Origin of the sequence: Hyphomicrobium sp., from assembly GCF_036262015.1 — a bacterium.
In the GTDB taxonomy this organism is placed as follows: Bacteria; Pseudomonadota; Alphaproteobacteria; order Rhizobiales; family Hyphomicrobiaceae; genus Hyphomicrobium_C.
Genome location: NZ_DATAJR010000004.1, coordinates 715877 through 731910, shown reverse-complemented (window position 1 = coordinate 731910; position 16034 = coordinate 715877). Strand labels below are relative to the sequence as shown.

Sequence of the window (16034 nt, the reverse complement as noted above, 5' to 3'; positions counted from 1 at the left end):
GCAATTTATATGCATGCAGGTGATGCAAGTATATTGCATGACAGGCAACTGTGCGGCAGTATGCCTCGCGGTAGGACCTACGCAAATAGCTTCCCAACCAAGGGAAGCGCAGGGAGCGAAGCATGCAGGAAGTGGTGGATAGGAAGCCGGAGGGCGACGCCTTTCCGGGAGACGAATTCGGCGGGTTGCACCGCACGATCGACTGGAAGGGCGCGTTCTGGATTGCGAGCGGTGTTCCCGCTCTTGTTCTGATTTCGATCGGGGGCATGGGCGCAACGGCGGGAAAGCTCGCGTTTCTCGTGTGGTCCATCTCGGTCGTCATCGGTCTGTTTCAGGCCTATAGCTACGCGGAAATCGCGGGACTCTTCAAAAACAAGTCGGGCGGCGCCGCCGTGTACGGCTCGGCTGCCTGGCTCCGCTACAGCAAATTCATCGCGCCGCTGTCCGTCTGGTGCAACTGGTACGCGTGGACGCCCGTTCTCTCGCTCGGCTGCGCGATTGCCGCCGGCTACATCTTGAACGCGGTTGCTCCCATTCCCGTATTCGGCCCCGAGTCTCCGGAAGTCGTGGCTTGGCTAAAGAGCGCGGCAAACGCCGCTGCCATCGATGGCAAATCCGCGGAAGAAGCGGCGAAGCTCGCGATTGCCGCTGTAACCCAGGCTGCAACGCCCGCGCTGCGCACGATGACTCTTGCGAGCTTTTCGTTCTTCGGTCTCGCGAACATCGAGATCGGACCGACATTCTTCATCGGCGCCGCGCTGATGCTGATCACGTTTGCGATCCAGCATCGCGGCATTCTCGGAACGGCGCGCGTGCAGACCGTCATCGGCCTGTTTGTCGTTGTCCCGATGCTCATCGTCGGCATCGTTCCGTTTTTTAACGGCGGTGTGAACTACGCGAACTATACGCCACTCGTTCCTCCAAATGGAGAATGGAACAACGGCGGCTGGACCTATTTCCTTGGCGCGCTGTTTATTGCGGGCTGGTCGACATACGCCTTCGAAACGGCCGTCTGCTATACGCGCGAATTCAAGAACCCGGCCTCCGATACCAAGAAGTCCATCATCGCGGCCGGTATTCTTTGCGTGGTGCTTTACACGCTCGTCGCTGCGGCTTTCCAAGGGTATCTCGGCCTGGAAGGCATGACGCAGCCCGGCATCGTCGACGGTACAGGCGTTGCGGCCGCCATGGGCAACATGGTCGGCGGCGGATCAAAGATCGTCACGCATCTGCTCGAAATGATGATGATCCTCGCCCTGATCCTTGCGATTCAGATGGCGATGGCCGGCTCTTCCCGCACCCTCTATCAGGGCGGTGTCGATGGCTGGCTGCCGAAGTATCTCGCGCACACGAACGAGCACGGCGCGCCCACGCGGGCCATGTGGACGGATCTCATTTTCAATCTCGGTCTGCTGACGTTCGCCGCCTCCGATGCCACGGCGTACTACCTGATCCTGTCGATCTCGAACGTCGGCTACATGATCTTCATCTTCCTCAATCTCCAATCGACGTGGATCCACCGCATCGACAGTCCGCATATCCCTCGGCCGTATCGCACGCCGAACTGGCTCGTGGGCGTCAACGCCGGGCTAGGCTTCTTCAACCTGTTCCTGATGGGCGTGGGCGCGAAGGTGTGGGGCAATCCGAACGCGCTCTGGTATGGGCTTATGTTCGGCCTGCTCATCATCCCTGTGTTCGTCTTCCGACATTACGTGCAGGACAAGGGACGGTTTCCGGATCACATGCTGATCGACCTGGATCTCAAGAGCCAGGATCTAGGCGAGCGGCGGGCCGGCATTCTCCCCTATCTTGCGCTCGCGGCCGGCGCAGCGATTACACTCTTCGGCCACTTCTACTTCCAGCTTCCGTCCTGAGAGCACAGACCTGGGGCCGGCCGTGGCAGCGGCCGGCCCCAGGTGGCCCAGTACTCTGCATTTCTCAATAGACGAGCGTTGCGGCGAGCACCGCCACAACCGCCAACAGGCCTGCGGACGCGACACGCCAGCCTCTCAAAACCTGGTCCGCGTTCGACAGAATGGCCCCTCTCGTCATCATGGCTCGCGCGCCGGCTTCATAAGCGACGACGATGTCGCCCACCGGCAGCTCGCGCATCAGCACGCGACGCGCGCGTAAAAGCCAGGCCAACGCTCCGCCCAGAAGTACGGGCCACACGCCATCCCAAAGACCGGCAAGAGACAGTGCGTTTGCGTATCCATCCTGTACCGCCGTCGGATAGAGCGCCCAGGGTACGACAACGGACGCCAGCGCCACCGCGAGCCATGGCAGGAGAAGCCCGGCAGGCGCGGGCACCGGCTGCGCGGTTCGCGGCAGCGCGGTGACGCATCGTAGAAAGTGCAGCATCAGAAGCGTGCTTCCGGCGGCTGCGAGAGCTGCGAAGGTTCCGATCCACCCCGCTCCCAGCGTGGGTTTGACTGCAAGTTTGGCAAGCCACCCGCCGGTGAACGGCAATCCTGCAAGGCTGAGGGCCAAGACTGTAGCGGGAACAAGAACCGCCCACGTCGGGCGCGAGCCGCTCGAAAGCCCTATCCCTACCGCGAGGAAAAGGCCGCCCTTCACGAGCACATGATGGGCCGCATAGAAGCTCACGGCCGACGCGGTCGTGCCGTCGCCGCTGGCAAGCCCCATGCCGAGGACAGCCGCGATCAAGCCCATCTGGCTGATGCTCGAATAGGCCAGAACTGTTTTTGGATTGCTCTGGGTGATGCCGACGGCAACGCCGTAGAAAGCTGAGATGATCCCGAATCCCGCGAGCACCGAGCCCCATTCCGGCGATGCGGCGTCGAACGGAAGGAACCGCAGAAATCCGATCACGCCCGCCTTCACCGCCGCGCCGCTGAGCACGGCCGCCGCTGGTATGGGCGCGGCCGTATAGGCGAGCGGCATCCACACGTGCAACGGGACGAGCGCAATCTTCAGCCCGAGCCCCGCAATCACGAGGGCCAAGATGATATCGCGCGATGGCGACTGAGAGAGAACGGCAACTGCATCGCGGATGAGGATGGTCCGCTCTGGGGCGGTTGCAGACAGCAATACGAGCGCCATCAGCAGAAGGGCTTCGCCGAGCAACGCGAAGGCTATGTACATGATCCCGGCGCGGCGTGACGTTGATGTTCCATCGTGCGCAATGAGACCATAGGCCGACAGCCCGCCTACAGCGAAGAAGAGATAGAAGCTCGCGAGGTCGGCGACCATGAATACGCCGAGGTTTCCGACGAGCGCCAGAAGCCACCAAACGGCAAAGGCACCGCGATCGGTATCTGCTCGCATGAACGTAGCGGCATAGATACCGGCCGCGATCCACAAAAGAGCGGCCGTGCCGAGCAACATCGCACCTGGTTTATCGATGACGAACGTCGCTCCGAGCAGCGCCGGTGGAAGGGCGAGCGAGGCGTCACACTTCGACAGAATCGCCGCGAGAAGGGCCGGGATGGGCGCCAATGGCAACAGCTCCGTCATGCGCGCTCGCATCGGCGCCGAAAGGCATGCAACCAGCAAGGCGAGCAGCCCAAGCAGCGCAGCGGCAATCAGAACGCCTCCGCTCGTCATGGCGCGGCCCCCTGCAAACTTGCGGGCCGGCCGATCTGCAGCAGCTCCATAGGTTGCAGCGGAACGAGCCCGAGCAGCAGCGCGACAACCGCGAGCGCGAGCGGAACCATCTCCCGGTGCCGTAAGACGGAAGCTTGCAAGGCGGCGCGCGGCTCGGCCATCGCGGGCACGAGAATTCGAAACATGTATGCGCCTGCCAGCAGACCGCCCGTCAGAATGACCAGGGCCCACCACCACTGCCCCTCCATCGCGGATGCTGTGAGCAACATCCATTTGGCGACAAACCCACCGGTCGGGGGAATGCCCATCAGGGAGAGACCCGCCAGCGCGAAGGCGATGGTCGTCATCGGCAGCGCGCGGCCGATACCCCCAAGGTCCGCGATGCGGTCATGCCCCAGAGCCTCCGCGATCAAGCCTGCCGCGAGAAACATCGCGGCCTTGGCGAACGCATGTGAAAAGAGTTGCATCCACCCGCCCGTCCAGGCATCGCCGGTCCACGGCATTCCGCTGGCGGTTCCGATGATCAGTGGAAACATCAGGAACAGGTATCCGATCTGCGCGACCGTCGAATAGGCGACGACCATTTTCAGTCGCGGCTGCTGGAGCGCGAGCAGGCTGCCAAAGATGATGGCGCCAGCGCCCAGCGCTCCCAGCACCTGCGCAGACGCTGCATTAAAAATTCCCGGCAGGGCATCGAACCAAATCCGGACCACCAGGAAGAACGATCCCTTCACGACGAGGGCCGAGAGCACGGCGCTGGCGGCGGCTGGTGCACCGGCGTGGGCAGGCGGCAGCCAAAGATAGAGCGGAAAGAGCGCCGTCTTGGCCAACAATCCCGCCGTCATCAAAACGCCTGCCGCATAGACGGCTGGCTCGGGCCGTACGCGTGACGCGAGGAGGCCGATGTCGAGGGTCCCGTAGGTGCCATAGAGAAGCGCTGCGCCAAGCAGATAAAACATCGAGCCAACCAGGGCAAAGAGCAGATAGCGCAGTGCGGCCGTTAGCGTCTCCGCGCGACCGTCGAGGCTGACCAGCGGGACGGCTCCGAAGGTCAAAAGCTCCAAGGCGACGTATAGGTTGAAAAGGTCGTAGCCTAAGACCACCGCATTGAGCGCGGCCCACACGGCGAGGAGCAAGGTCCAGAACGCGAGGGGCGCCCTCTCGTCGTTCGTGTCTCGCGGGGTGGAGAATTTGGCGCGGGCAAAAAAGGCGGCCGCCGCGATGATGATCGCCGTCGTTACCAGCATCGCGGCCGACAGGCCGTCAGCGCGTAGCATGATGCCGAGCGGCGGTGTCCAGCCTCCCAGGACGTAAGTCAGTGCTTTTCCTGAGCGCCAAACGTCGGCGAGAATGACACCGGCAATCCCCATGCCGAGCGGAAGAAGGCACAGAACGATCCGTTCCGCCTGACGGCTGCCCAGCAGGAACGACAGCAGCACTCCGCCGACAGGCAAGATGATCGCGAGAACAAGCAGATAAGCTTCAGCGTTCCCCGCTCCAGTGGCGGCGGCCGTCTCGATCATCGGGGGGCTGCCTCTTTGTCCGGTCGTGGCGTTTCCACGCCGAGATCTGCAGTACCAGACACTTCATAAAGCCGCAGCACGAGCGCAACGGCCAAGGCCGTGGCGGAAAACGCGACGACGATGCCGGTGATGACCATCGCGTGCGGGACAGGATCTCCGGCAAAGCCGTTCCCCGCACCTCGGTTTGCAATCACGCCGAAGAATAGGAAGACACCGCTGCTCAATAGGTTGGACGCCAGTATTTTCCGCAGGGGGTGCGGATGCGTCATGAGCCCGTACAGGCCAAGCGCGATCAGGGCGGCGCTGCACAATCCGAAGAGGGCGGCAGTGCTCATCGCCGTTCTCCTGCTTGAGGCGGCCCAGCGACGAGCAACGCGAGCGTTGCCGCGACCGACCACACCATCCCGGCCTCGATCGCGATGATCAGTGCCTTCGCGAAATCGGGTGGATAGGCGAGGAACGCCCCGGCGATGTGAACACCGGCAATGCCGACGACGAGGAAGATGGCGGCTCCAGCAACGAGCGACAGGCGCAGAGCCGGTGAGCCAGTTGCGGGCAAGCGGGCAAGTCCCGCCATGACGACGATCAGCCAGATGGCCGCCAGAACTGCGCTCGCCTGAAAGGCTCCGCCTGGAACGTCAGCCCCGGCCCAGAAGGTGTAGATCGCGAACACGATCCCCACTGGTGCCAGCACCTGCGCGAAGAAGCGGAGCACGCCATCGCGACGGGATGCGGTCCACAGCTCCGGGGGGCGCCCCCAGGCTCGGTCCGCCGCGACCGACCAGACGCCGAGCAAGGCGAGCATCAGAACGACCTTCTCGAGCAGCGTGTCGAACGCGCGGTACGCCAGCAAGACAGCCGTCACAGGATTACCGAGCCCGGTGAGCGGCAGGCTCTCGGCAACCTGAGGCGCGAGCGTGGGGCCTGGTCCGGTGGCAAGCAGCACAACGGCGGCGAGGACAACAAAAACCACGCCACAAAGTGCGCCTGCTATGATGCTTGTGGTTCGATTGACGGGCTTGACTGGCGCATCAAATTTTCTGGCCTGCGCGCCTGCCCGGAGCAGTAGCATCCCCGTCACGCCACTTCCGATGGCCACTTCCGTCAGCGCGATATCGACTGCGGCCAAGCGCACCCACGCGAACGCTATCAGCAAACCCCACACGACAAAGCCGATGACGGCGGCGATGGTATCGCGCACGGCGAGCGTCCAGACGGTGACGCCGAGGATCAGCGCAATCAAGGCTGCATCGAACAGCAGCGTCTCGGTCATGGGGCACCGGCCTTTCTCAAGGCGCTTCGCGCGATGAGCTGCGAGACGGTTGCGCTTGCGAACAAGACAAGCAGCCAAATGCAAACGAGCTTGAGAGCGACGAAGACGCCAACGAGAGGCATGAGCCCGAGTACGACAAACCCTAGTCCCAGGTTGTCAGCTTTCGTCAGGGCATGAAGGCGGGTCAACGTATCGGGAAAGCGGAGCAACCCGACCGTGCCGGCGAGGAAGAACATAGCCGCTATCCCAACCGCGATAATGACGAAAAGGTTGGCGACGCTGCTCATGGATTGGTCCCCTCCTCGGAGTTTTCGTCGTCGGCGGCGGTAACGAAGGCCGCGGAGGCAAACGCCGAGAGCAGCGCGAGCAGGATGGCCACGTCGAGCAACGCCGGCGCATCCGTGGCCACGGACAAAAGCAAGAGAGCGGCGATACCACCGCTTCCCAGCAGTTGGGCCGACATCATGCGATCCGCCGCAGACGGCCCACGCAAAACGCGAAACAGGCCAATCGCCACCATCGCGAGGACGAAGATCGCCGCAGAGATCAGAAAGCTAGTCATGGCTCCTCCTCGCCCCGACCGCCTCTGTAAACAGCGCCTCGTCCTTGCCCATGTCGGCCGTCACGGGTTCATCGACATCGAGGCAGTGAATGACGATTGCGTCGCGGCGATCCGTGCTGGCCGGAAGCGTGCCGGGCAGCAAGCTTGCCAACGTCGAGAACGCGTTTAGTGCGACCCCATCCACCAGATGCGACCGGTAGGTCACTAGGCCCGTCTTCAACGGCAAACGGGGATTGAGCGCGCGAAGGGCGACGTCAATCCCGGCCAGGACCGACTGGCTAAAGAAGCGGACGGAAAGCGCGGCGATACCGCCCGGCGAAATCCGAGCGTTTTGAGGCGGCATCAGGCGCAGGCTCACCCAGGTTGCAAGGCCAGCAGCCGCAATTCCTACCGGAAGATCGGACAAATCGCCGAGCGTCAGTGCAAGCCACAGGCCCAGCAGTAGCGCACCTCTGCCAATCGCTGCACGCGGGAGTGCGGAGACTGATCCGACCGGGCTGTCCATCTCGGAAGCTCCGAAAGTGAGTTCCACCTAAATGAAACAATGGCTTCGGCGAAAACCAAACGTATTATTCATGCGACGAAGTTCGAAACTCAGTCGATGATGTCGCCTTTTGATCCGTTCGGCGACAAATTTTGCCATGATTCAGCGGAAAACTTTTCCTGTAATGTTTAAGAAGAGACGAAGCGACCGGAGGCGCGAGTGTTAACCGCACGCCAATTTGTCGTCGCTGGAACCGCATTGCTGAGCGCTTGCGCGCTTTTCGGCTCGACGGCGTTCTCCCAATCCAAAGCTTCATCCGGCCCGTGCGACGAGTCGGCGGGATTTTCCGTCCTTTCGTCGCCTGTGGTGCCGTGGAAGGGCGCACCGTTGCGCATTGTTTTCACGGCCGAGAAGCCACTCGACGGCGAGTTCACGTTGACTGGGCCGGACGGAAAGGTCGCCGTCTCATCGCGCGACCGGCGTGGCGGACCGCCCTACTTCTGGTTCGCCGAAATCGCTGCGCCGGCGGCTGGCACATGGCAAGCAAAGCTTGCCCGCGACGGGTCGGCGGGCGAATGCAGCACCATCTCGCGCGAGATCACAGTTCAGCGCAAACAGGGCTCCGTAGGTGGCGGGACTGCAAAGAGCGTCTGGCCCGTGCGGAACTCCTGGAACCGAGCGACCGAGAACCTCTACTCGGCGTGGATCGAGAAGCTCTTCGATGCACCCCTCGAAGAAGCACCCTCTTGGCCCGCCCTGCATGACGTGTTGCGGGACAAATCGCGCAACTTCCTGTTCAACCACCTCGGGCTCGGCGAAGACCAGAAAGGTCTCGTCATTCGACCGGATTGTGCCGACCTGCCATATTTCCTGCGCGCGTACTTCGCCTTCAAGATGGGCCTGCCGTTCGGCTACTCCAAATGTACCCGTGGCGGCGGCGGACAGCCGCCGAAATGCGGGCAGTGGTGGAATATCCAGAAGGAAGAGCCGCCGCCTGCTCCGCCCGAACAGAAATATGCGTCGGAGGGGCTCTTCGGGATGTTCGGCGGCCCTCCCCCGCCGGCCGCCTCCAAAATTCCTCAGAGACCACCAGGGCTCGTTCCGGGCTTCGGCTTCTATTTGCGCACGACCGTCGCCAATTCCGTGCACTCCGGCAACGGGCGTACGGCAGCAGACGACGACAACACGGATTACTACCCCGTACCGCTCAAGGAAGAGACTCTGCGGCCGGGAACCATCTACGCCGATCCTTACGGGCATGTGCTGGTGATCGCCAAACGCGTGGCTCAAACCGGGGACGGCGCAGGCGTATTCCTTGCGGTCGACGGACAGCCCGACGGGACGGTCGCGCGCAAGCGGTTCTGGCGCGGGAATTTTCTGTTCGCGCAGGATCCTGCGCTCGGCAGCCCTGGCTTCAAGCGGTTCCGGCCGATTGTCGTTGCCAAGGGCGGTGCGCTGAGGCGTCTCAGCGACGATGAGATCGCGAAGGATCCGCAATACGGAGACTTCTCGGTCGAGCAGTCGAAGCTCGTGATCGAAGACTTCTATGACCGCATGGATGACGTGATGTCTCCCGCGCCGCTCGATCCTTCGCGCGCCTTGAAAGAAGCCATCACGGCACTCGAAGAGCAGGTAAAAGCCCGCGTGACCTCAGTCGAGAATGGCCGAAAGTACCAGGTTGGTGGAGGCGGCGAAGTCGCCATGCCTGCCGGGGCGTCCATCTTCGAGACAACCGGGGCTTGGGAGGATTTCGCCACGCCATCCCGCGATCTGCGCCTTCTGATCGCGATCGATGTGGTGCGAGGTTTTCCGGATCGCGTCGCGCGGCGGCCCGATCGCTACGCGATGCCCAAGGACAAGAGCGTCACCGATGTCAAAGCCGATTTGGACAGCATCCTCGCGACGGAATTAGCCGCGCGCAAGTTTTCCTATTCGCGCAGCGACGGGTCGGAATGGACGCTCGCGCTCAAGGATGTCGTCGATCGCATTGCGGCGCTCGAAATGGCCTACAACGTGAACGACTGCGTCGAGCTCAGATGGGGCGCCGCCGAGAGCAGCGAAGAAGCGTCGACGTGCAAACGGCGCGCGTCCACGGCGCAGCGTGGAAAGATGACAGAGTACCGCTCGTGGTTCACCGAGCGGCGTCGCCCGCCGCGCGGATAACACCCCCTCACCCGCTGTAGGGACTGGAACTCTGAGCAACGCGTCGTTGGGCCATTGCTCCCGTTGCCTGCGGACGAAGCCATTCCTGCACGTGCGCTCGACACGAGTTGCATCAAAAATCTCACCAGCTCCGGAATAATAGCGTTTTACCTTAATCCTTTGCGGGTCGATCTTTCGACACATTCTCCGCAGCATTTGCTTGGCTGTAGATGCAGCCCATGCGACAGACCCAACCGGCCGGACGCTCATATCCATCACACCGTCTGGCTTTGTGGGAGTTCTTGTATTGGCGTTTTTGAGCGAGGGGGACTGCCATGCAAATCATCGTTGTTCTATTCGCTTCGGTCGTCGTCGCCTTTGTGCTCACTCAGATGCTCAACGACGATAGACCGGCGAACCCGAAGAAGCCGAAACGGCGCGCCTGACGCTCCAAGGCCGTCAAACCCAATCAGCTCCAGCCCGGATAAATCACGACAATGAGTGAAACGCCTTCGACTTTGCCGCCGCTTGTCATTCCCCGTAAGGCGACCCTCGAAGGTAACCTTGAGTATCCAGGGAACATCGTTGTCGAGGGCACACTGCTCGGAGACGTTCGATGCACGAGCATTCTTATCACCGAGCGCGGCGCCTTGGAGGGCACGATCTTGGCAAGCGCCGCAACGATCATGGGCGAGGCCTCCGGCGCCATCTACGCCAATCACGTCACGCTGAAGACGGCGTGCTCGGTCACGGCGGAGGTGTTTCATCAAAAGCTCACGCTGGAAAATGGTTGCTTCTTCGAAGGGAAGTCGAGGCGCGTGGCGAACCCATTGAGCCTCACCGATTGGATCCCTGCAGAACGCCACGCGTCTGATGAGTACGTTCGTTAAGGGAGGAAAAGCATGACGCCAAGTCATCAGCATTATCCTCGCGATCTCTATTTTGAGACCTTCACGTTAGACGTCGAGCCTACCGACCGCGTGGGCGCTCCCTTGAGGAACAGGCACAAAGCCAAGCTTCGGGGGATATTTTTGGGCGCTGTGGCGGCCGCGTTCATTTGGCCCTTTGTCGCTGGCGGCCAGGGCACCGACACTCTGATCGAGTCCGCCACGTCGCTTATTAATTTTGTTGTCTCGAATGCACGGGATATTGCTCTGCGGGCGGCCCAGAACAGCGCGCCAACTCCCGCACCCCCGCCGTCAGCATCTGCCGCTTCTCCGGAATTCCTGCAGCCGCTCGAAACAGCTCAGACCGAAACCACGAGCCCTTCTGCTTCTGAAGAACAGACGACCGCTTCGATGGGAGCGGCCTACTCGGAAACGCCGGAACCTGCGGAGGATGCTGTTGAGCAGAGCCCCAAGAGAGCGCACGCCATCGCGGCGGGCCTGAGTCCGGATTTGCCAAATGTTCTCCTGACGCGGCTGAGCGACTCCGATCTAAAAAATGCGGCTTATGCCATCAAGACGGCCCTGGCGAAGACACCGGACGATGGGACCTTCTCCTGGCCCCTGACGCCGACGCGCCAACAGGCCCTCTTCGAAGTGCGCTTCGTTACGGGCGCGTCAGAAGGGTGCCGCAGATATATTGTGTCGGTTACCAAAGACCGCTGGTCCTCAACGTCTGCGGCACTGGAGAAATGCGGCGACGCAAAGCCGACAGGGTGATGCACCGCATCGCGGTGATGCGCGTTCCAAGACTTGTCGGAACGCGCATGCCGGTTACTTCACCTTCGAGAGCGCCTCTAGGATGCCATCCTTGATCTGAATGCGCCGCTTCCGCAGCTTCTCTTCCTCAAACTGATCCATCGGCTTCACGTTCGTCTCGGCGAGGTGCACTTCGTCGTTCACGGCATCGTACTCGGTGAGCAGGCGCGCAAAGTGCGCATCGGACACCTTCAGCTTGTGGATCGCCTCGGCCATCCCCGGAAAGTCCTCGGAAAGTGTATGGGGTGTGTTCGACATTCGTCTGTCTCCTATCGTGAAGAGGGGCCGGCCTGTCACAAGGGCAGTAGCCGGATCTCCGGCCGTCGGTTTTGACAGCGATCAAAACGAAACAACCGGGTCGACAGATACGGCTTGATCTTATCTGCTGCAGCTGGACTGGGGAGCGGTGGCGCCTGAGACGTATGCGCTATCGAACCAGATGAAATGTGCAATTGGTAGAGGGAGACGACGTTACTCACTTCCAGCCTGGCCGCCATGTCTCCGCCGATAGTCAGCGGGCGTGACGCCAACCCTCCGCTGAAACGCACGGCGCAGCACGTCTACATCGGCAAATCCGCAGCGCGCAGCAACCTTCTTGGGCGCATCCTGTCCATCTTCGAGTATCCGGCGGGCCGCTTCGACACGGGCAACCTCAACCCATGCCGCCGGAGTCATACCAACCTCGGCCCGGAACATCCGCGAGAAATGCCGGGGGCTGACGTTCACACGCTTTGCCAGCTTGGCGACGCTGTGGTCGAGCGACGGATTTGCCGCTACCCAGCGCTGGACTTCCTGTAGCGCCGATCGCCCAACCGGTCCGGCCTCGCCTTTACGGCTGAACTGCAACTGCCCGCCCGGCCGCTTAAAGAACATGACGAGCTGGCTCGCGACCCGCATGGCAATGTCGCGGCCGAGATCTTCCTCGACCAGCGCAAGGGCCAAATCGAGGCCCGCCGTCACACCCGCCGCTGTGCGGACCTTGCCGTCGCGGACGTGGATGGCATCCTCGTCCACCGTCACCTCGGGAAACGCCTCCGCCAATGCCTTGGCAACCGCCCAGTGCGTGGTGACGCGAACGTCGTTGAGCAGACCGGCGGCGGCGAGTGCGAAGGCTCCGCTGCACACTGATCCGAAGCGCCGGCTCTTCGCTGCCGTACGTCGCAACCAGCCCAGCGCGGACGGATTCAGTGTAATCTCGGTGGCATTCGGACAGCCCGCAACGAGCAAAGTGTCGATCCGCATGTTTGCGCCTTCACCGACCACGAAGTCAGGTATCAGGCGCAAGCCGGAAGAACTGATCAGCGACCCCGGCGAGCAAGCGCCGACGATCAGGCGGTACGCAACTGCCCCCGCCTGCACGTTCGCCTCGGCAAACACATCCAGCGGCCCGGAAACATCGAGAAGCTGAACGCCGGGCATGGCGAGGATCGCAACGGTGCGAGTCATCGTCGGAAATCCACCTGTGTCCGTCCCAAACGGAACTTGTCTTATTTCGACGTATTACGTCGATTGCTGACACACTCGCACAAGACTTACCCTCCTTGCAATCGGAGCCAGCAAGGAGAAAACCATGGGCAAGATCGTCGAAACCGCCGCCATTCCCGACAGCAAGCTTGCGCGCGCGATCACTGAATATATCCGCGACAACGAGACGGAACTGCTCTTCAACCATTCGAGCCGCGTCTATCATTTCGGCGCGATTGCTGGCGTTCATCGTGGCCTAAAGTTCGACCGCGAGCTGCTCTACGCGGGCGCGATGTTCCACGATATCGGTTTGATGGCCAATCATGCGAGTCAGAACGAGCGGTTCGAGGTCGATGGCGCCCATGCTGCGCGCGACTTCCTGCGCAGCCACGGCATCCCCGAAGAGGACGCCTACACGGTTTGGACGGCGATAGCGCTCCACACTACGCCGGGCGTACCGCAGCATATGCATCCGGTCGTCGCGCTCGTGACGGCAGGCGTCGAGATGGACGTGCTGGGGCTGACCTACACTCAATATTCCGACGCCGAGCGCGAGGCGGTCGTCAGCGCCTTTCCACGCACGCCGAAGTTCAAGGAAGACATCATCCAGGCTTTCTACGACGGCATCAAGCACAGGCCGGACACCACCTTCGGCAACGTCAAGGCCGATGTCATCGCCGATAAGGATCCGCATTTCCATCGCGGCAACTTTTGCAGCGTGATCCGTTGCTCGCACTGGCACAGCTGACGCTCAACCGGCATCCAGCGCTCCGGCCTCCACGCGTCTCGGACGGTGCTACTGTCCAGAACGCGTGGAGACGGGATGCGGCTAGCGCACGGCGATCATATGCACAGCGGTCGGCGGGGCGGCGCCACGATGCAGCTTTGCGATCTCGTCCTGGAGCACGCGATCGGCGCCGCTCACACGCTCATGATGGCGCAAATGCTGTAGCCAGGATGCCTCCTGCCAGCATTCTACGAACCGCGTCGGCGAAGCAGCATCTTCCATGATTGACCATCCATAGGCTCCGTTACGGCGGCGGGCCTCGGCGAGATGGGTCATGAGGTCGAGGAAGCGTTCCTTGTCCGCGGCGTCAATCTCATAAGCGATTTGGATCGCGACGGGTCCGCGGTCGTTGGGCAGCTCGCTGTCCACGATCGGCGTTGGCCAGTGAAGCGACGGCGTGAGGTCAAGAGTTTCGCCCTGATTCAGCTTGGCGCGGCTGGTCAGTGGAATAGCGACAAGCGCGCCGGCGGCGGCGATGATAAGCGTTGTGGAAATACCTACGAGCGAGGCCAGATTGCCCCAGGTGAGACTGCCCACCGTCATGGAGCCGAAGAACACCATCATGAAGATCGACAGGCCGCGGGCGCGCACCCAGTTCGGCAGCGCCACCTGAGCCGACACGTTCAGCGTTGACACGACAGAGATCCAGCACACACCGGCGAGCAGCGTGGCAACGCCTGCCAGATAAGCATTTGGTGCCAGCGCGATGAGGATGATGACGCCAGCGAGCCCCACGGTGGCGGCTTTCACCGTCGCATCGGCGCCGAGCCGGGCTTTGATCTTCGGCAGCAGCACGGCGCCCCCCACGGCACCGACGCCAAGGCAGGCGAGGAGTACACCGTAGAGCGCCGCCCCACCTTGCAGCACGTGCCGAGCGATCAGTGGCAGCAGCGACCAGAATGCGCTCGCGAACAGGAAGAAGGCGACAGCCCGAAGAAGCGTGGCCTTGAGCGGCGCACTATGCAGCGCATAGCGTACGCCTGCGATCATGGCCGGCACGATGGTTTCGGCCGGAAGCGTGCTCTGCTTGGCTTCAGGCACACGCCACCAGAGCAGCGCTGCCACGATGCCGAGCACGCTCAGCGCATTGATGGCGAACGGCACAGTCAGCCCATAGGCGACGATCAGGAATCCCGCGAGTGCGGGACCGATGGCGCGGCTGACGTTGATACCCATCGAGTTCAGCGCGACCGCGGATATCAACTGCTCCCGCGGTACGAGCTGCGGCACGACGGCCTGCCACGCCGGCGCCATGAAGGCGGCTCCGGTTCCCATCGCGAAGGTGATGAGCAGCAGCAGCGTCGGTGTCACGGCGGAAAGGCTGACGAGGACCGCGAGCAGAGCCGCAACCGCTCCGAGAAAAATGTTGACGGTGATAAGAAGGCGGCGCCGGTCGACGATATCGGCCAGCGCCCCTGCGGGAAGCGCAAACAGAAACACGGGCAGCGTCGTGGCCGCTTGAACCGCCGCGACGACGGCTGGCGATGGCGAAAGCTCCGTCATGAGCCAGCCGGCGCCCACATCGTGCATCCAGGTGCCGATGTTGGAGACGAGCGTCGCGCCCCAAAGGACTGCGAAGGCGGGATGCTTGAACGGTTCCCAGGCGCCAGATTTTGCTGCGGGAAGAACGGATGCTACTTTCTGGTCGGTCACTTTTGCTCTCCCGAAGCCGTCGATGCGGCCGCGATTTCTGAGATTACCTTGACGTTCAGGCCCGGCACGAGCACGCCGTCGGGATTGGGGAACTCGGCCCAGGTGGTAAGATCACCCGTCTCGCGATCGATTTCTGCGCTTTCGAACTTCGGCTTGCCGCGATGCGCGTAGGTCGAGCCATTTGGCAGGACTAGCGTAAGAGTAACGTTGTCGAACAAGGCTCGCGCTGTCTTAGTCTGCGCCTTGTCGAGCGACCGTTGGCGGTCTTCGTAAGGCACGCGGTAGCCGACCAGGATCGGATCGATCTGAACGATCTCGCCTAGAACGGTGCCACCTTCAGCCTCGACAAAGGCGCCTGGCGCAACTTTTGTTTTGCCGACCGTGCCCGAGATCGGGGCCACGATGCGCGTACGCTCGAGTGCTAGTTCCGCGCGAGCGAGTGCGCTTTCCTGGCGGGCGACGACGGCTCGGGCAACTTCGACCTCGATCTCTGACTGGGTCGCACGGGCTTCGGCGCCGCTGCCGCGTTCGGCAAGACGGCCTTGGCGCGCAGCGACATCTTCCGCGAGGCGCAAGCGCGCGCGGGCTTCATTGAGCTCGGCCTTGGCTGTCGCAACGTCGATCTTGAACGGTTCGGAGTCGAGCTCGAAAAGGGCATCACCCCGTTCGACGTGTTGACCGGCCACGACAAGCACGCGGCTGACGACACCGGTGATCTGATTGGCGATCGCTACGCGCTCGCGAGGTTCGACGACGCCGCTGAGGTTCAATGTCAGAGGGTCTGCACCGAGGGCTGCTACTGGAAGAAGGGCCGTGAAAGCGAGGCCTGTGAAAAGAGAGGCCTGCCAATTTTTGCGTTTCATCTCGACTTCCATG

Annotated in this window: 16 protein-coding genes; 5 read left to right on the top strand and 11 right to left on the bottom strand. The window is 62.2% G+C overall.

Annotated elements, in window-relative coordinates; all coding sequences use genetic code 11:
- Nucleotides 1-122: 122 nt before the first annotated feature.
- On the top strand, nucleotides 123-1874 hold the full coding sequence (locus VHO05_RS04345) for an APC family permease (protein ID WP_329645389.1): 1752 nt from the start codon (nucleotides 123-125) through the stop codon (nucleotides 1872-1874).
- A gap of 64 nt (nucleotides 1875-1938) precedes the next feature.
- Here VHO05_RS04345 and VHO05_RS04340 read toward each other — a convergent pair whose 3' ends face one another.
- The 7 genes from VHO05_RS04340 to VHO05_RS04310 are packed head-to-tail and all read right to left on the bottom strand — an operon-like array spanning nucleotide 1939 to nucleotide 7430.
- On the bottom strand, nucleotides 1939-3567 hold the full coding sequence (locus tag VHO05_RS04340) for a complex I subunit 5 family protein (RefSeq protein ID WP_329645388.1): 1629 nt from the start codon (nucleotides 3565-3567) through the stop codon (nucleotides 1939-1941).
- Entirely contained in the window at nucleotides 3564-5090 is a 1527-nt protein-coding gene (locus VHO05_RS04335) for a complex I subunit 5 family protein (protein WP_329645387.1), read from the bottom strand. The genes VHO05_RS04340 and VHO05_RS04335 overlap by 4 nt, the downstream gene beginning before the upstream one ends.
- Nucleotides 5087-5425, bottom strand: coding sequence for a cation:proton antiporter subunit C (locus VHO05_RS04330; protein ID WP_329645386.1), 339 nt, complete (start codon nucleotides 5423-5425; stop codon nucleotides 5087-5089). The genes VHO05_RS04335 and VHO05_RS04330 overlap by 4 nt, the downstream gene beginning before the upstream one ends.
- Nucleotides 5422-6363, bottom strand: coding sequence for a hydrogenase subunit MbhD domain-containing protein (locus tag VHO05_RS04325; protein WP_329645385.1), 942 nt, complete (start codon nucleotides 6361-6363; stop codon nucleotides 5422-5424). The genes VHO05_RS04330 and VHO05_RS04325 overlap by 4 nt, the downstream gene beginning before the upstream one ends.
- Entirely contained in the window at nucleotides 6360-6650 is a 291-nt protein-coding gene (locus tag VHO05_RS04320) for a monovalent cation/H(+) antiporter subunit G (protein WP_329645384.1), read from the bottom strand. The genes VHO05_RS04325 and VHO05_RS04320 overlap by 4 nt, the downstream gene beginning before the upstream one ends.
- Nucleotides 6647-6925, bottom strand: a complete 279-nt coding sequence (locus VHO05_RS04315) for a monovalent cation/H+ antiporter complex subunit F (protein WP_329645383.1) — start codon at nucleotides 6923-6925, stop codon at nucleotides 6647-6649. Before VHO05_RS04315 ends, VHO05_RS04320 begins: the two co-directional genes overlap by 4 nt.
- Nucleotides 6918-7430, bottom strand: coding sequence for a Na+/H+ antiporter subunit E (locus VHO05_RS04310; RefSeq protein ID WP_329645382.1), 513 nt, complete (start codon nucleotides 7428-7430; stop codon nucleotides 6918-6920). Before VHO05_RS04310 ends, VHO05_RS04315 begins: the two co-directional genes overlap by 8 nt.
- 198 nt (nucleotides 7431-7628) lie before the next feature.
- On the opposite strand from VHO05_RS04310, the gene VHO05_RS04305 reads away from it, so the two are divergent.
- From VHO05_RS04305 to VHO05_RS04295, 3 genes are all read left to right on the top strand, one after another.
- Nucleotides 7629-9572, top strand: coding sequence for a hypothetical protein (locus VHO05_RS04305; protein ID WP_329645381.1), 1944 nt, complete (start codon nucleotides 7629-7631; stop codon nucleotides 9570-9572).
- 476 nt (nucleotides 9573-10048) lie between these two features.
- Nucleotides 10049-10441, top strand: coding sequence for a polymer-forming cytoskeletal protein (locus tag VHO05_RS04300; protein ID WP_329645380.1), 393 nt, complete (start codon nucleotides 10049-10051; stop codon nucleotides 10439-10441).
- Between the two features lie 12 nt (nucleotides 10442-10453).
- Nucleotides 10454-11215 carry a hypothetical protein gene (locus tag VHO05_RS04295; RefSeq protein ID WP_329645379.1) on the top strand — a complete coding sequence of 254 codons (762 nt, stop codon included), beginning with the start codon at nucleotides 10454-10456 and terminating at the stop codon, nucleotides 11213-11215.
- 54 nt (nucleotides 11216-11269) lie between these two features.
- Here VHO05_RS04295 and VHO05_RS04290 read toward each other — a convergent pair whose 3' ends face one another.
- Entirely contained in the window at nucleotides 11270-11512 is a 243-nt protein-coding gene (locus tag VHO05_RS04290) for a YdcH family protein (RefSeq protein WP_329645378.1), read from the bottom strand.
- 213 nt (nucleotides 11513-11725) lie between these two features.
- Nucleotides 11726-12700, bottom strand: a complete 975-nt coding sequence (locus VHO05_RS04285) for a GlxA family transcriptional regulator (RefSeq protein WP_329645377.1) — start codon at nucleotides 12698-12700, stop codon at nucleotides 11726-11728.
- 124 nt (nucleotides 12701-12824) lie between these two features.
- Here VHO05_RS04285 and VHO05_RS04280 point away from each other — a divergent pair, with 124 nt between their 5' ends.
- Nucleotides 12825-13466, top strand: coding sequence for an HD domain-containing protein (locus tag VHO05_RS04280; RefSeq protein ID WP_329645376.1), 642 nt, complete (start codon nucleotides 12825-12827; stop codon nucleotides 13464-13466).
- Between the two features lie 81 nt (nucleotides 13467-13547).
- Here the strand turns inward: VHO05_RS04280 and VHO05_RS04275 are convergent, their stop codons facing one another.
- Together VHO05_RS04275 and VHO05_RS04270 are read right to left on the bottom strand one after the other, a co-directional pair.
- On the bottom strand, nucleotides 13548-15158 hold the full coding sequence (locus VHO05_RS04275; protein WP_329645375.1) for an MFS transporter: 1611 nt from the start codon (nucleotides 15156-15158) through the stop codon (nucleotides 13548-13550).
- The gene (locus VHO05_RS04270) at nucleotides 15155-16021 is read right to left on the bottom strand and encodes an efflux RND transporter periplasmic adaptor subunit (protein WP_329645374.1); all 867 of its coding nucleotides are present in this window, start codon (nucleotides 16019-16021) and stop codon (nucleotides 15155-15157) included. Before VHO05_RS04270 ends, VHO05_RS04275 begins: the two co-directional genes overlap by 4 nt.
- Nucleotides 16022-16034: the final 13 nt, after the last annotated feature.

What these genes read in the sequence shown, in the direction of transcription:
- VHO05_RS04310 (WP_329645382.1), bottom strand. Translation starts at nt 7,430, where the DNA reads ATGGACAGCCCGGTCGGATCAGTCTCCGCACTCCCGCGTGCAGCGATT.
- VHO05_RS04300 (WP_329645380.1), top strand. Translation starts at nt 10,049, where the DNA reads ATGAGTGAAACGCCTTCGACTTTGCCGCCGCTTGTCATTCCCCGTAAG.
- VHO05_RS04315 (WP_329645383.1), bottom strand. Translation starts at nt 6,925, where the DNA reads ATGACTAGCTTTCTGATCTCTGCGGCGATCTTCGTCCTCGCGATGGTG.
- VHO05_RS04280 (WP_329645376.1), top strand. Translation starts at nt 12,825, where the DNA reads ATGGGCAAGATCGTCGAAACCGCCGCCATTCCCGACAGCAAGCTTGCG.
- VHO05_RS04325 (WP_329645385.1), bottom strand. Translation starts at nt 6,363, where the DNA reads ATGACCGAGACGCTGCTGTTCGATGCAGCCTTGATTGCGCTGATCCTC.
- VHO05_RS04340 (WP_329645388.1), bottom strand. Translation starts at nt 3,567, where the DNA reads ATGACGAGCGGAGGCGTTCTGATTGCCGCTGCGCTGCTTGGGCTGCTC.
- VHO05_RS04335 (WP_329645387.1), bottom strand. Translation starts at nt 5,090, where the DNA reads ATGATCGAGACGGCCGCCGCCACTGGAGCGGGGAACGCTGAAGCTTAT.
- VHO05_RS04270 (WP_329645374.1), bottom strand. Translation starts at nt 16,021, where the DNA reads ATGAAACGCAAAAATTGGCAGGCCTCTCTTTTCACAGGCCTCGCTTTC.
- VHO05_RS04330 (WP_329645386.1), bottom strand. Translation starts at nt 5,425, where the DNA reads ATGAGCACTGCCGCCCTCTTCGGATTGTGCAGCGCCGCCCTGATCGCG.
- VHO05_RS04290 (WP_329645378.1), bottom strand. Translation starts at nt 11,512, where the DNA reads ATGTCGAACACACCCCATACACTTTCCGAGGACTTTCCGGGGATGGCC.
- VHO05_RS04285 (WP_329645377.1), bottom strand. Translation starts at nt 12,700, where the DNA reads ATGACTCGCACCGTTGCGATCCTCGCCATGCCCGGCGTTCAGCTTCTC.
- VHO05_RS04295 (WP_329645379.1), top strand. Translation starts at nt 10,454, where the DNA reads ATGACGCCAAGTCATCAGCATTATCCTCGCGATCTCTATTTTGAGACC.
- VHO05_RS04345 (WP_329645389.1), top strand. Translation starts at nt 123, where the DNA reads ATGCAGGAAGTGGTGGATAGGAAGCCGGAGGGCGACGCCTTTCCGGGA.
- VHO05_RS04320 (WP_329645384.1), bottom strand. Translation starts at nt 6,650, where the DNA reads ATGAGCAGCGTCGCCAACCTTTTCGTCATTATCGCGGTTGGGATAGCG.